Raw genomic sequence first — 13,797 nt, 5'->3', positions numbered from 1 at the left:
CACCTGCATACTAAGGTTGCTGCTTAGGCGCCTCACCTGGCTGTGCTTCTCTCACTACTGCCGGTTTGGTCCAGGTCACAATTTCTGTTGCCTTGGTAAGACAATCTTCATGCTCCTGTGGCGTGGGCTGCATTTTAGCAAACTTCGCCAGATCAGCAATGATCAATATCGTTTGCAGCTTGTCCCGTTGTTGGTTCAGAATAGTCACCGGCTTAATATTCTGTAACAGTTCCGCACTGGTTTGCTCCAGGGCTGCTATCCCAAACTGATGCTCGAAATAATTACGTAAAATATCAGTGAGGCGGGTATAATATTGTTTGATATCTCCCTGTTCCCAGAGTTTTTCTCCCTTCAGCTCCTGCAATTGCCGCATCGCCATATCGTAAGGCGATTCCACCGGTCCGGTTACCACTGGTGCTTTTACCGGTTTCTTCCGGAAGTACCAGATCAATCCAATAATCAGTAATACAGCTACTGCGCCAATCACCAGGTACAGCCAATAATCCAGCAGATTCCAGGCTACTCCCTTTACTGCTTTGATCGGTTTAAACGCCTTGGTAGTATCTACGGCTACAGTATTTACATCGATGAAAACCGGTTGCGTAAATACAGAATCATACGAGCCATCTGTAACAGAGAATACTTCAAATTTGAGTGCGGGTATTTCCCAACGGCCGGAATCAAAGCTGGTTACTGTAACAGTTTGCTTAAAAAATTTCTCTCCGGGGGCAGTCGCTGTATCCAGTTCTGAACGGTTTACGACTTCAAAATGACTGAAAGAATCTGGCAGACTGGGGAAAAACACTTTAAAACTGGCTCCTTTTAAACCCTCCAACTGTACACGGGCAGAAAGTTCCAGCTTTACATGCTCTCCAATCCGGATTTTATCGGTATCAGCACGTGCCTGAATATCCAAATAATGCTGCGCAAAGGTCTTGCCAGGACATAATAGATATCCCAGCAACATAAATAAGAAAATACGATTTATTACTTTGACTTGATTACGCATGATAAATTAGCTCCCCTTTAATACTTATGCTCTGTTCAGGAAAAACACCTGCAATGCTTTTACATAGTCCTCATCTGTACGCACCGTAACCAGTTCTGCACCGCTTTTGAGGAAAGCATTACGGCAATACTGTGAATGTTGCAGAAACTGTTGTGTATAATATTCACGTACACGGCGGTCGGCTGTATCTACCCATTGTAATGCTCCGGTTTCTGCGTCCGACATCTGAATCAGCCCTACCGGTGGCAATTCCTTATCCCGCTGATCATACACATGCACGCCTACCATATCATGCCGCTTGGAGGCAATGTTCAAGGCATCCTGGTAATTGCCAGACAAAAAATCACTCAATAAAAAAACAATACTCCGCTTCTTGGTGGCATTGTTAAAGAAACGCAAGGTTTCTGACAGGTTCGTTCCCTTTCGTTTAGGTTTAAACGATAGTAACTCCCTGATGATGAAAAGAATATGTGATTTCCCCTTTTTAGGCGGAATATACTTTTCCATGCCATCACTGAAAAATATCACTCCCACCTTATCATTATTCTTAATAGCCGAAAAGGCCAGCACAGCACAAATCTCTGCTATCAATGCCCGCTTATCCTGCTTAACGGTACCAAAATCAGCACTTTCACTCACGTCTACCAGCAGCATAACCGTTAGCTCCCGCTCTTCTTCAAATACTTTGATGAAAGGATGATTGAACCGTGCAGTTACATTCCAGTCTATAGACCTTACATCATCTCCAAACTGGTAATCCCTTACCTCACTGAACGACATACCCCGGCCTTTGAAAGCGCTATGGTATTCGCCTGCAAAAATATGATTGGTAAGCCCTTTGGTCTTGATCTCGATCTGCCTTACCTTCTTTAATATTTCAGCCGTATCCACAGGAATAAATTACGAGTTATCAATTATCAATTATCAATTACAAAACTATCCGGTGTCTGAAAACTGTAAAACTACCCGGCCGGAATACCGGCCGTACAACAGCCATCCTAACTACTACGGTACTTCTACTGCATTCAGGATTTCGCTCAGGATATTTTCACTGGTTACATTTTCCGCTTCTGCTTCATAAGTTAAGCCCACACGGTGGCGCATCACGTCAAAGCATATACTGCGCACATCTTCCGGAATTACATATCCCCGGCGCTTCATAAAGGCATAGGCTTTGGAAGCCAGTGCCAGGTTAATACTTGCTCTTGGAGAGCCTCCGTAAGAGATCAGCGGCTTCAGTTTCTGCAACTTGTATTCCTCCGGATTACGGGTGGCAAAAACGATATCTATAATGTAACGTTCAATCTTTTCATCCATGTACACTTCCCGTACCAGTTTACGCGCTTCCAGGATATCTGAAGGCTGTATCACCGGGCGGATCGCTACAGCGCCTTCCGGGTTGAGGTTCTGACGGATAATCTGTCTTTCTTCTTCCTTGCTGGGGTAGCCAATGACTACTTTCAGCATAAAACGGTCTACCTGTGCTTCAGGCAGATTATAAGTACCTTCCTGTTCAATCGGATTTTGTGTAGCCAGTACCAGGAAAGGATCATCCAGTTTGAAGGTAGTATCTCCAATAGTAATTTGCCTTTCCTGCATCGCTTCCAGCAAGGCACTTTGTACTTTGGCCGGGGCACGGTTTATTTCATCAGCCAGGATAAAGTTGGCAAAAATAGGCCCCTTACGTACCATAAACTCATTACGTTGCTGATTATATATCATCGTACCTACCACATCCGCCGGTAGCAGATCCGGTGTAAACTGTATACGGCTGAATTTGGCATTAATAGCAGATGCCAGTGATTTAATGGATAATGTTTTGGCCAATCCCGGCACACCTTCCAGCAATACGTGCCCCTGTGCCAGCAGCCCTATCAACAGCCTTTCCACCATATAACGCTGGCCTACTACAGCTTTGCCCAGCTCCATATTAAGCAGATCTACAAAGGCACTGGCCTGATGAATCTTTTCGTTTAATTGACGGATATCAGACGATGTATTTTCCATGCTATTTATTTTTCATTTGAATTCAGGTTTGCTAAAATAAACATTCTACCATCAAAACATCCAGGCTCCTGGTACATTGTGCCGTTAAAATGCTGTTAAACTTGCTACCGTAGGGCATTTTCCGGTTATTACCCCTGCCATTTATGCCATTACAATACGCTTCACCGTTAATGACATATTTTCCTGCACTCCGCTACAAGCGGCACCCAATTTAATAAAGCCTGGGCATATTTATATAATATTTTTACGTATAACGTACATTTGCACCGAATGCTGCGGGCTTACAGCTATAGCAGCTATTATTTTTAATATGTACAATTATAATATTTATGCAGGATGATTTTGAGCAGCGATGGCAACCAGTGGAAACCATGTTAACAGAACGTTTTGGTAAAACACCAGATATGGAAGCCATCCTTTTCCTGATCGGTATACAGGAACTGGGCAGTGCCAAAAAGAAATTTACGAAAGAACAAAAACAGGACCTGATGCATATTGCGGTATGCACCCTACTCAGCCAAAGCGGATATTTTATACTGGATGGCTACGATAAAGACGGCTGGCCACACTTTAAAGAAGGTGATCCGGTACCTAAAATGGATGCGGAAGAACAGGAAAGGTTCTTAAAAGAACACATTATTACCTATTTCTTCAAAGACGAAGAATAATCTTACAAGGCCGGTGAAGTGCATTACCATGATACTCAACCGGCCTTTTTATTTTAACCACAGGAAACGCTATGAAAAGACTGTTACTATTTTTTATCCTGTTTGTAACCACTACAACAGGCTTAATGGCTAAAAACAGAAAAGTAAAGATTATTACCCCTTATGGTACCATGATCATTAAACTATACGATCAAACGCCATTACACCGGGATAACTTCATTAAACTCACCCGGGCACATCTGTACGATAGTGTACTGTTTCACCGGGTCATCAGCGGATTCATGATACAGGGTGGTGACCCTGATTCCAAACATGCCAAGGCAGGGCAACAACTGGGTGAGGGCGATGTGGGCTATACCATCCCTGCAGAGTTTCAGCTGGACCTTTTCCATCGTAAGGGGGTACTGGCTGCAGCACGGGACGACAACCCCCAGAAAGCTTCCTCCGGATGCCAGTTCTATATCGTTCAAGGCAAAAAACTGACAGACGAACAGCTCGACAAAATCGAACAAACCCGGCTGGGCGGTCGTAAAATACCGGTAGACCAACGGGAAATCTATAAAACAATAGGAGGTACCCCTCAATTGGACCAAAGCTATACCGTATTCGGACAGGTGGTAAAAGGAATGGAAGTGATTGACAAAATAGCGGCGCTCAAAACGGATAAAAATGCGCGCCCGCTTCAGGATGTTCCTATGAAAATAAGACTGGTAAAGAAATGGCTGTTCTTTTGATCATTCACGCAACGCCAGCCTATACCTCCTCAAAGTTAAAAAAGGGTTATTTCCCCCAATTTTAAGCAGGGGCAAATGGCATTTTTTCTTTTCTCCCTACAATCCTGTATTTTTACGGCTCAAAATCAAACTTGTATGAATTTTCCGTCAAATCTGCGCTACACAAAAGACCATGAATGGGTTTCATTGGAAGGGAATATCGCTACTATTGGTATCACTGATTTTGCACAACGCGAATTGGGTGATATCGTATTCGTAGATATTGCTACGGTGGGTAAATCACTGAACGCAGAAGAAGTATTTGGTACAGTAGAAGCTGTAAAAACAGTATCTGACCTTTTCCTGCCTGTATCCGGCACTGTAAATGAAGTTAATCCTGAACTGGAAAATGCACCGGAACTGGTAAATCAGGATCCGTATGCTGCCGGATGGATGGTGAAAGTAACTGTCAACAATCCTGCAGATGTTGAAGGTTTGCTGGATGCAGCTGCTTATCAGGCACTTGTAGGCGAATAAGTCTGTCTTAATACCTGGCATATTTAACCTTTCATATATAATGGACAACAGGTTTTGTATCATCATACATACCTGTTGTCCATATTTATAATAGTAGTATCCGCACGGAAATATTGTTAACTGAACGAGCCAATAAGGAAGGAATGAAAACACTGAAATATTATTTACCGGCCATCTTATGGATACTACTCATCCTTTTTCTTTGCACACTTCCCAGTAAAGACGTTCCAAAGGTTTCCTGGTTTGGAAAACTCCCGGTTGATAAAATAGTACACTTTTGCCTCTGGGGTGGTACCGTATTCTTTCTCTGTATTGGTTATTTCAGACAAAACAAACATATCTCCGCCCTGACTATGGCCGTAATGGCCCTCCTGGCAGCCTGCTATGGCCTGGCTATTGAATTAGTCCAAAAATTCCTTACCAGTAGCCGCAGCTTTGAATGGGACGACCTCCTCGCTGATTCCCTTGGCGCATTTGCCGGCATCTGGGTGTTCAAATTATTCCGCAAGTGGTTTATTAAGAGCCGTTAGCTGTTGGCAGTTAGCTATTAGCTGAATGCAGCGGACCGTAAACACATCCTGAAAAGCCTACCTGAAGCTTGGTAAAAGCGTGCTATAGATATGGTTAAGCTATGAGTAAACTACCTTTCCCTATGCTTGAAGCATGGTTAGAGCATGGTTAAAGCATAGTTAAAGCATAGATAGAGTATGAATAGAGCATAAAAGGCTATAAAAAGGGTATAACAAAAACATCCTGTGAGGCAAAATTACCACACAGGCAACAGATCATTAGCATATAACTATCATTGAACCATCCGCTGCATTGCGCTAAAAGCTTTCTTCCGCTGCATTTGAGCTAATAGCTAACAGCTCAAAAAAAAATCCCCCCGGCATTACCGGAGGGATCAATATATTAAATTTGTACTAGTATACTAATTACTGCCCAGCTTCTTTCTTGGCATCAGATTTCATCTTGTCATTTGCGAAGATAGCAAACTCTACACGACGGTTCTTAGCACGGTTAGCATCAGAATCATTAGGCACTTTAGGCTGCTTTTTACCATACCAGTATGCCTGTATACGGTTAGCTGCCACACCTTGTGCTTTCAGGGCATTAGCTACTGCATTGGCGCGTCTTTCAGAAAGACCGTCATTGTAAGCATCGGTACCTCTGTCATCTGTATGACCTTCTACCCGTACATAAGTATCAGGATATTTGTTCAGTACAGTTACCAGCTGTGCAATGTTCTGCTGCGCAGTTGGGGTCAGGTCTGATTTATCAAAGCCAAACAATACACCGGAATCAAAAGTAACGTTGATACCTTCACCTACCCTTTCAACGGTAGCATTAGGTACCTCTGTTTTAATATCCTGTGCCTGCTTATCCATCTTTTTACCAATCAAAACACCAGCACCACCGCCCACTACGGCACCAATAATAGCGCCTAAGGCTGTGTTACCAGCTGCTTTACCAATTGCTGCACCGGCAGCGGCTCCACCACCAACACCTATTGCTGCACCTTTTTTAGTATTGTCCATACTCTGCCAGGTTTTACAGCTAAATAGCATGGAAACGGACAAGGCCACGACTACCAGTACATTCATTCTTTTCATTGTAGTAAGTTTAAACATGAAGTGTAATTTTTCGAAGATCAAAATTAACGGAATTATAGAAACAAATACTTTGCCAGTTTCTATTTCTGCCTTCAAATAATTGATTCCGATTTAATAATGGGTACAAAAAAAACATTACCTATACCTATAGATGACAGGTATATCATATATAAACAAGGGTAATCACTTCTTGTAAACAAAGAATCAGCCTAAAAGGTTTTTAAGCATTCCACCAAGGCCACCTTCCTCATTGCTCTGGGACTGCTGTTCCGCCTGTTGCGCTTTAGCTCCACCGGAAAGTGCTCCCATCAGGTCTTTTAAATCTACCTGGCCATCGCCATTAGCATCCAGCCCGCCTTTAAACTGGCCTAAGATACCATCCAGGTTCAAACCGGCCGCCTTTCCTCCGGTTAAAGAGTTCAAAATACCAGGCAAACTAAAGCTACTGTTATTGGGGTCATTGGTTTTCTGCACGAGTGAGCCTAATACTGTAGGGATCAGGCTGGCAGCCAATTGCGTGGCAGCTCCTTTATCCATATTAAATTTCTGTAACAGGCTATCGATGAAATTACCGGAAATCTTATTTACCAGGGGGTTACTCTGGTCTGCAATGCCATTACCGCTGCTCTCTCCCAATAAGCCAAGCACTTCCATACCATTTCCATTGGCCAGCTCGTCCTGTAGTCCCGCAGCAATAGATTGGGTAGCTGCGCCTATTACAGCATCATTGTTTTCATTTGGTACAGCAGGATTATTGACAACGGGTTCCTGCGCATTTTCCCGTACGAGTTGCATGAGTTGCTCTAACATGATTGATAAGATTTGGAAGGGTGGATAATTGTGGTAGTATCATTGGTGGCAACCATTCTACCTGTATCCGGTAAAATGACTGTTACTAAATGTAAGGGAATTCCATGGGCTGAAAAAATTTAATGCACAAAGGATCATAGGAAGCCCGGAGCTGTTTACAGCTGGCTGGCAGGCACTTTCCACCTGTATTAATACAGATGGATAACGGGTTTCTTAACAATAAAATAGCATCGCTGCCAGCTGTAAACAATTGCACTGCGAAGGATTACATACCCCCCTGTTTCAGCTTCTCTGCATTCTCGGCAAACTGAAGGGCCTGCAACATTTCCTGAATATCTCCATTCATAAAAGCATCCAGATTATACATCGTCATGCCGATACGATGGTCCGTAACCCTTCCCTGAGGGTAGTTATAGGTACGTATCTTGGCAGAGCGGTCGCCCGTAGATACCAGACTTTTACGCTGGGAAGCAATGGCATCTTCATGTTTACGTACTGCCGCCTCGTATATACGCGTACGTAACATCTTCATAGCAATATCACGGTTCGAATGCTGACTGCGCCCTTCCTGACACTCTACAATAACGCCGGTAGGAATGTGGGTAAGCCTTACTGCCGATTCTGTTTTGTTTACGTGCTGTCCACCTGCTCCGGATGAACGGAAGGTATCCATTTTAATATCAGCCTCCCGGATTTCCACATCCACCTCTTCTGCCTCCGGCAGCACCGCTACAGTGGCGGCAGAGGTATGTACCCTGCCCGAACCTTCAGTGGCTGGTACACGCTGCACCCGGTGAACACCGGATTCAAATTTAAGGGTGCCATACACATCATCTCCATTCACTTCTACTACCACCTCTTTATATCCTCCGGAAGACCCCGCATTCTCATTCATAATATTAATACTCCAGCCTTTGTTCTCACAATAGCGGAGGTACATCCTTAAAAGATCTCCTGCAAAAAGACTGGCCTCATCTCCACCGGTACCTGCCCGGATCTCCAGGATCGCATTCTTGTCATCCTGCGGATCTTTCGGAATCAGCAAATTGCGGATATTAGCTTCCTGCTCCTCTTTCTGTAACTGCAAAGTCTCTGTCTCCTCTTTTGCCAACTCCCGCATTTCCTCATCTCCACTATCCAGTACTTCCTTATTAAAAGCAATGGAATCCAGTAATTTTATATAAGCATCATATGCCTTTACTACCTTTTCCAGCTGACGGTATTCCTTGCTCAGCTGGCCAAATTTTTTGTTATCACTTACTACTTCCGGATTGGTAAGTGACATGGACACCTGCTCAAAACGGCCTTTTATGGCTTCCAGTTTGTCTATCATAATTATCTTTGACTTTGAAGTCTGCAGTTTACAGTTTGCAATTTACAGTCTTGAAGGCATATTGTCCGGATAAGTGAAAACTGTAAACCGCCAACTGCCCACTAACTAAATTGGGATGCAAAATTAACACCAATTACCTTAAATAATAACAGGGATGTCCAAACAGATCAAATTAAAGGGAAAAGATATATTTGACGGGTACCGGTTGCTGGGCGAAAACAAGGTATTGGTATTAACCGGGGACGGTACGGTAGAAAGCATACTGGACAAGGATTTAGCAGGGGAGGACATCCGGGAGGTGGCAGGTATTTTATGCCCCGGATTTGTGAATACCCACTGCCACCTGGAATTATCCCATATGGCAGGTAAGGTGCCCGAAAAAACCGGACTGCCTGCTTTTTTGACCACCGTCATGGAACATAGAACGCCCCCCTCCCCGGAAGCCATGGCCCAGGCTATGGCAGCTGCCGAAGCTGCTATGTGGCAATCGGGTATTGCCGCGGTAGGAGATATTGCCAATACCACCGCCACCCTGGATATCAAACAGCAGGGACGGCTGTTTTATCATTCATTTATCGAAACCATGGGCTTTGTGGAAGCAGCGGCGGCCAACCGGTTTGCACATAGCAAAGAAGTATATCAACAGTTCAATGCCATTAATGGTACGATGCATCATACTTCTATCGTGCCCCATGCACCTTATTCTGTGAGCAAGGCATTATTTGAATTACTGGCAAGTGTACACCCTAATACCCCGGTAAGTATCCATAACCAGGAATGCCGGGCTGAAAATGAACTCTACATAGACAAAACAGGGGCCTTCGTTGACTTCTACCGGCATTTTGGTATTCTTATCAATGGGTTCGCTCCTTCCGGTCACACCAGCCTCCAAACCTACCTGCCCTATATGCAGCCAGGTAAACTGCTGCTGGTACATAACACCTTTACTACGGAACAGGATATCCTGTTTGCTCAGGCCCAACACCCGGACGTATACTGGTGCTTTTGCCCCCAGGCTAACCTGTATATTGAACAAACACTTCCGGATATTTCCTGCTTTCGCAGGCACCATTGTAATATTACCCTGGGTACCGATAGCCTGGCGTCTAATCATCAGCTCTCTATATGGGCCGAAATACAGACCATTCAACAACATTTCCCCGATATTCCGCTGGAAGAGCTGTTACAATGGGCTACCTTAAATGGGGCGCATGCATTAAACATAGTGGATACATATGGCAGCTTTGAAAAAGGGAAGAAACCAGGTGTAGTGGCTTTACATCATCTCCATAGCGAACGTATCATATAACCCTTAAATAAATATCTTTGCGCCATACGGCACATAAAATAACATATTGCCGTACCTGACTTAACCACTTCATATGAACACATTTTTAGACCAGGTCATCCTCGACAACCCGGTAAGAGATTACCTGGCACTGGCAGCTGTACTGTTATTCGTTTTTCTGATCAAAAGATTCCTTTCCAAAGGAATTGCCACACTCATTTTCCGGCTGGTAAGGCGCTGGTCCCCCCAAATGGATCAACGGGATTTTGTAAACCTGCTGCTCCGCCCGCTGGAATACTTCCTGGTACTGGTTACTTTTATGGTCACCATCGACCGGTTTACTTTTCCACAACAGCTGAACATCAAGCTCTACAACACTTTTACGCTTCAAAACGCCACAGATACCATCCTGAAAATGGTGTTCAGCATGAGCATTATCTGGATCATGCTGAGACTGATAGATTTCATTGCAATGGTGCTGCAGAAGAAAGCGGAAATATCCAACGACAAAAGCGATGCGCAGTTCATCGTATTCTTTAAAGATTTCTTCAAAGCGATTGTCTTTATTTTCGGGGCGATCCTCTTTATCCGGATATTGTTTGGCAACGGGCTGGTAGAAAAGATCATCGCTGGCCTTGGTATCGGTGCTGCTGCACTTGCATTGGCTGCTAAAGAAAGTATTGAAAACCTGATAGGCTCCTTCATCATATTTTCTGACAAGCCATTCCGTGTAGGCGATACGGTAAAAGTGGATGCTTTCCAGGGCACCGTAGAAAAAATAGGGCTGCGCAGTACCCGTATCCGCACACCGGAAAAAACATTTGTAACTGTTCCCAATAAAAAGATGGTGGATAGCATACTCGATAATTTCACCCTGCGTACCCAACAGCGGGTGGCGATCAAACTGGAACTGGCAGGCAATACCCCGGCGGATAAAGTCCTGCTCCTCCTACAGGATATCAAAGCATCCCTGGAAACTAACCCCAATGTGCTGGAAGGGTTTACGGTGAACCTCAACGACTTTACCAAAGACACCTACGTTATCCAGATTGCTTATATGACCTATATTATTGATGGCAACCGATATGCTGCATTACGCGAAAACATTAACCTGCAGGTAATCAGGTCTATGGAACAACATGATATCAAACTAAGTAAACCAGGAGAAACACCTTCGGCACAGTAACGGCTATATTTCCTGTAATACATAATGGATCAGCCTTCATGAAAAATGAAAAGGGGACGTATCAAAAAACTGATACATCCCCTTTTTATAAATAGGTTTATTAATCGGCAATATTATTCGCCCTTTTCCTTACGGTTCATTTTCAGCAGCAAACGCGCCACTTCACTTTCAATGGTTTCTTTAGATTCACCTACCAGGCGACCTTCTTCCTTGCCATCTTTCATGATAATAAAAGTAGGCACCTTTTTCAGCTTATAATCAGTAGGTGCATCAGTTTGCAGCTTTTCATCCGCACCCCACACCATGATCTGTTCTTCACTGCTGGCCAGGATCATCGTCTTGTATAACTTAGGCAACAGCTGACGGCTGGTTTCATCCCAGGTACCTATCAATGCTATAATGTTATATTTCCCCCTGTTTGATTTAATATAATCAACCATTTTATCGTTGGGCGTATAAGAATTTACTCCATGATAAAACCAGGCAAGATCCTGATCATTCATAAAGGTTTTCATTTCTATCCGGCCTTTTATTACCTTATCAGTTTTACTGGTTTGTGCCCATGAAAGGGAGGTCAGTAACAGTGCGCCGCCTAATAACAATGTTTTCAATCGCATAATCTTATTTTTATAATTGATCTTTCAGTTCAGTCAAAAATCCTCTTACCTTTAGCAAAGCCTGTACCATTTCGAAATTACGGGCTGCTAACTTTTTATCTTCTTTCAACTTTTGCTTGGCGCCTTCTATAGTATACTTTCTTTCCCGCAACAAGTGATAGATCAGTTTCAGGTGGTGAATATCCTCCTGCCTGAATAACCGGTCACCTTTTCTGTTCTTCTTAGGCTGCAGTATATCAAATTCATTCTCCCAATACCTGATCAGAGAAGCATTTACTTTAAACATCAGCGCTACTTCGCTGATGGAGTAATATTGTTTTTCTAATGTCAACTTATCTAATTCTTTAATCAGGTCCGGGTTATCCAACACTGCTTTTAATGATTTACGTCCACGTTTTTTCCCCTTCGCTGTAATGGTAGTAGTGTCTGCCTCCACCGCCACAGCTGATGTTCCGTTAGCATCTGCTGCATCCACCGGAGGTTTCACTTTAGGAAGCAGCACAGTCACCTTATCCGTAGCTGGCGGGGGTGTTGGTGGCTGATCCGATGATGGAAAAAGGTCCAATTGGTGAATCATGATAATAACAATATGGCAAATATCTGTTAGAAAGATGAAATTAACCAGTCCTTCACAAAAACATATTCCATGCAGCAATTTCCATGCTAAACACCTAAAATCCGCTATTTATCCGGTATTAATCGAATGATTGGTTGCCCGAACGGGCAATCTTCAGCATCCGGTCAAACTCTTCCGGCGTAAGATCATTAAAGAAGAAATATACCGGGTCTACTTTCTCTCCATTCTTGATTACCTCATAATGGCAATGCGGCCCGGTAGACTTTCCGGTACTGCCTACCCATCCTACCACATCACCTCTTTTCACAGACTGTCCGGTTTTTACCTTCATACGCAGCATATGCCCGTACAACGTTTTATATCCATAACCATGGCGTATCACCACATGATTGCCATACCCTACATCACTTAAACTCGCTTCTTCTACTACACCATCTCCGGTGGCATAGATAGGGGTACCACTGGGTGCTGTAAAGTCAAGCCCGGCATGGAATTTAACGGTTTTGTAGATAGGATCAATCCGGTAACCAAAGCCGGAAGCAATCCTGTTCAGATCTTTATTGGCCACTGGTTGAATAGCCGGAATAGATACCAGCATCTTCTGCTTGTTCTTTACCAGCTCGTCAATTTCTTCATATGATTTAGATTGGGCCTGTACCCGGTTTACCAACTCCTTCAACAAGCCTGCAGTGGACGCAATAATATCACTGCTGGCAAACGACGACAACTGACTCACTTCCTCATCCTTATCAATCTTTCCTTCCCGGGTACTGTCCGGAATAGGAGAGGCTTCAAATATTACCCGGTAAATTTCATTATCCCGCTTCTCCAGCTCTCCCAACTTTCCCTTCATCTCATTCATCCGCCCTTTCAACCCGTCAAAATTCTCCCGCATATTGTCCAGCTCCGCCCGTAATGACTTTTCCTTAGGAGAATCCAGGAAACGGTAAGAAACGGTAAGAAACAGCGCTCCGGTAACGATGGCCGCCGAAAGAAATCCTAATATCCGCAGTATTTTTACCCGCAGCGATACTACGAGCTTTTCATATTTAAGGGTTTGGGTATTATAAAAATATTTGACCTTCTTCATGCATCAGGGTTGTACTTTGTGCCAGAACATCCATGTCCTAACGTCATTACAGCTGTTTTATTTCAGAGGCTTCAAACTTATGGATGCATTTTCGAAAGACGTAAAACACAAAAATCCGTTGCCCACATTTACTTCATCACAAAAAACCGGCAGCATAATGCTCCCAGTCCAAACCTCATTTGAATAATCATACAGGTTTCAATATTTTTGCACTCCCGCTTTAATATAGCAGGTAAATAAAGCGTACAAACCTAAATGAATTAGACTAAAACGGCAATCTTTTAAGCTTCAAATTTCTAACTATCTTAAGATCAGCTTAAAATACAAATTAAAGTCAAATTTAATTTAG

Annotated in this window: 15 protein-coding genes; 6 read left to right on the top strand and 9 right to left on the bottom strand. The window is 43.6% G+C overall.

What is annotated here, in order from left to right:
* Positions 1-10 precede the first annotated feature (10 nt).
* The 3 genes from ABR189_RS19830 to ABR189_RS19820 form a co-directional block, all read right to left on the bottom strand.
* Positions 11-967, bottom strand: coding sequence for a hypothetical protein (locus ABR189_RS19830; protein WP_354662213.1), 957 nt, complete (start codon positions 965-967; stop codon positions 11-13).
* Positions 968-1,033: 66 nt separating this feature from the next.
* Complete coding sequence (locus ABR189_RS19825; RefSeq protein ID WP_354662212.1) at positions 1,034-1,900, bottom strand: DUF58 domain-containing protein; 867 nt, start codon at positions 1,898-1,900, stop codon at positions 1,034-1,036.
* A 114-nt stretch (positions 1,901-2,014) separates the two neighbouring features.
* The gene (locus ABR189_RS19820) at positions 2,015-3,016 is read right to left on the bottom strand and encodes an AAA family ATPase (protein WP_354662211.1); all 1,002 of its coding nucleotides are present in this window, start codon (positions 3,014-3,016) and stop codon (positions 2,015-2,017) included.
* A 329-nt stretch (positions 3,017-3,345) separates the two neighbouring features.
* Between ABR189_RS19820 and ABR189_RS19815 the strand changes: the two genes are divergently transcribed.
* From ABR189_RS19815 to ABR189_RS19800, 4 genes are all read left to right on the top strand, one after another.
* Entirely contained in the window at positions 3,346-3,684 is a 339-nt protein-coding gene (locus tag ABR189_RS19815; protein ID WP_354662210.1) for a hypothetical protein, read from the top strand.
* 71 nt (positions 3,685-3,755) lie between these two features.
* The gene (locus ABR189_RS19810; RefSeq protein WP_354662209.1) at positions 3,756-4,418 is read left to right on the top strand and encodes a peptidylprolyl isomerase; all 663 of its coding nucleotides are present in this window, start codon (positions 3,756-3,758) and stop codon (positions 4,416-4,418) included.
* A gap of 135 nt (positions 4,419-4,553) precedes the next feature.
* Positions 4,554-4,934, top strand: coding sequence for a glycine cleavage system protein GcvH (gene gcvH, locus ABR189_RS19805; protein ID WP_354662208.1), 381 nt, complete (start codon positions 4,554-4,556; stop codon positions 4,932-4,934).
* Positions 4,935-5,077: 143 nt separating this feature from the next.
* Positions 5,078-5,464: a VanZ family protein gene (locus tag ABR189_RS19800; RefSeq protein WP_354662207.1), complete on the top strand. Its 387-nt coding sequence runs from the start codon at positions 5,078-5,080 to the stop codon at positions 5,462-5,464.
* A 405-nt stretch (positions 5,465-5,869) separates the two neighbouring features.
* Here ABR189_RS19800 and ABR189_RS19795 read toward each other — a convergent pair whose 3' ends face one another.
* The 3 genes from ABR189_RS19795 to prfA all read right to left on the bottom strand — a co-directional run bounded on the left by ABR189_RS19795 (position 5,870) and on the right by prfA (position 8,690).
* Positions 5,870-6,547, bottom strand: coding sequence for a YiaD family glycine zipper/OmpA-like lipoprotein (locus tag ABR189_RS19795; protein WP_354662206.1), 678 nt, complete (start codon positions 6,545-6,547; stop codon positions 5,870-5,872).
* Positions 6,548-6,751: 204 nt separating this feature from the next.
* A complete protein-coding gene (locus ABR189_RS19790) occupies positions 6,752-7,357 on the bottom strand; it encodes a hypothetical protein (RefSeq protein ID WP_354662205.1) in 606 nt (201 codons plus the stop codon).
* Positions 7,358-7,622: 265 nt separating this feature from the next.
* Complete coding sequence (prfA, locus tag ABR189_RS19785) at positions 7,623-8,690, bottom strand: peptide chain release factor 1 (protein ID WP_354662204.1); 1,068 nt, start codon at positions 8,688-8,690, stop codon at positions 7,623-7,625.
* 154 nt (positions 8,691-8,844) lie between these two features.
* On the opposite strand from prfA, the gene ABR189_RS19780 reads away from it, so the two are divergent.
* Both ABR189_RS19780 and ABR189_RS19775 read left to right on the top strand, forming a co-directional pair.
* Positions 8,845-9,999: an amidohydrolase family protein gene (locus ABR189_RS19780; protein ID WP_354662203.1), complete on the top strand. Its 1,155-nt coding sequence runs from the start codon at positions 8,845-8,847 to the stop codon at positions 9,997-9,999.
* Positions 10,000-10,072: 73 nt separating this feature from the next.
* Positions 10,073-11,164, top strand: a complete 1,092-nt coding sequence (locus tag ABR189_RS19775) for a mechanosensitive ion channel family protein (protein ID WP_354662202.1) — start codon at positions 10,073-10,075, stop codon at positions 11,162-11,164.
* 113 nt (positions 11,165-11,277) lie between these two features.
* On the opposite strand, the gene ABR189_RS19770 is transcribed toward ABR189_RS19775, so the two are convergent.
* The 3 genes from ABR189_RS19770 to ABR189_RS19760 all read right to left on the bottom strand — a co-directional run bounded on the left by ABR189_RS19770 (position 11,278) and on the right by ABR189_RS19760 (position 13,448).
* A complete protein-coding gene (locus tag ABR189_RS19770; RefSeq protein WP_354662201.1) occupies positions 11,278-11,781 on the bottom strand; it encodes a thioredoxin domain-containing protein in 504 nt (167 codons plus the stop codon).
* 10 nt (positions 11,782-11,791) lie between these two features.
* A complete protein-coding gene (locus ABR189_RS19765) occupies positions 11,792-12,358 on the bottom strand; it encodes a MerR family transcriptional regulator (RefSeq protein WP_354662200.1) in 567 nt (188 codons plus the stop codon).
* Between the two features lie 118 nt (positions 12,359-12,476).
* The gene (locus tag ABR189_RS19760) at positions 12,477-13,448 is read right to left on the bottom strand and encodes a peptidoglycan DD-metalloendopeptidase family protein (RefSeq protein WP_354662199.1); all 972 of its coding nucleotides are present in this window, start codon (positions 13,446-13,448) and stop codon (positions 12,477-12,479) included.
* Between the last annotated feature and the right edge of the window lie 349 nt (positions 13,449-13,797).

Source organism: Chitinophaga sp. H8, assembly GCF_040567655.1.
Classification (GTDB): domain Bacteria; phylum Bacteroidota; class Bacteroidia; order Chitinophagales; family Chitinophagaceae; genus Chitinophaga; species Chitinophaga defluvii.
The sequence above is the reverse complement of the archived record's forward strand: the minus strand, read 5'-3'. Positions and strand labels throughout refer to the sequence as shown.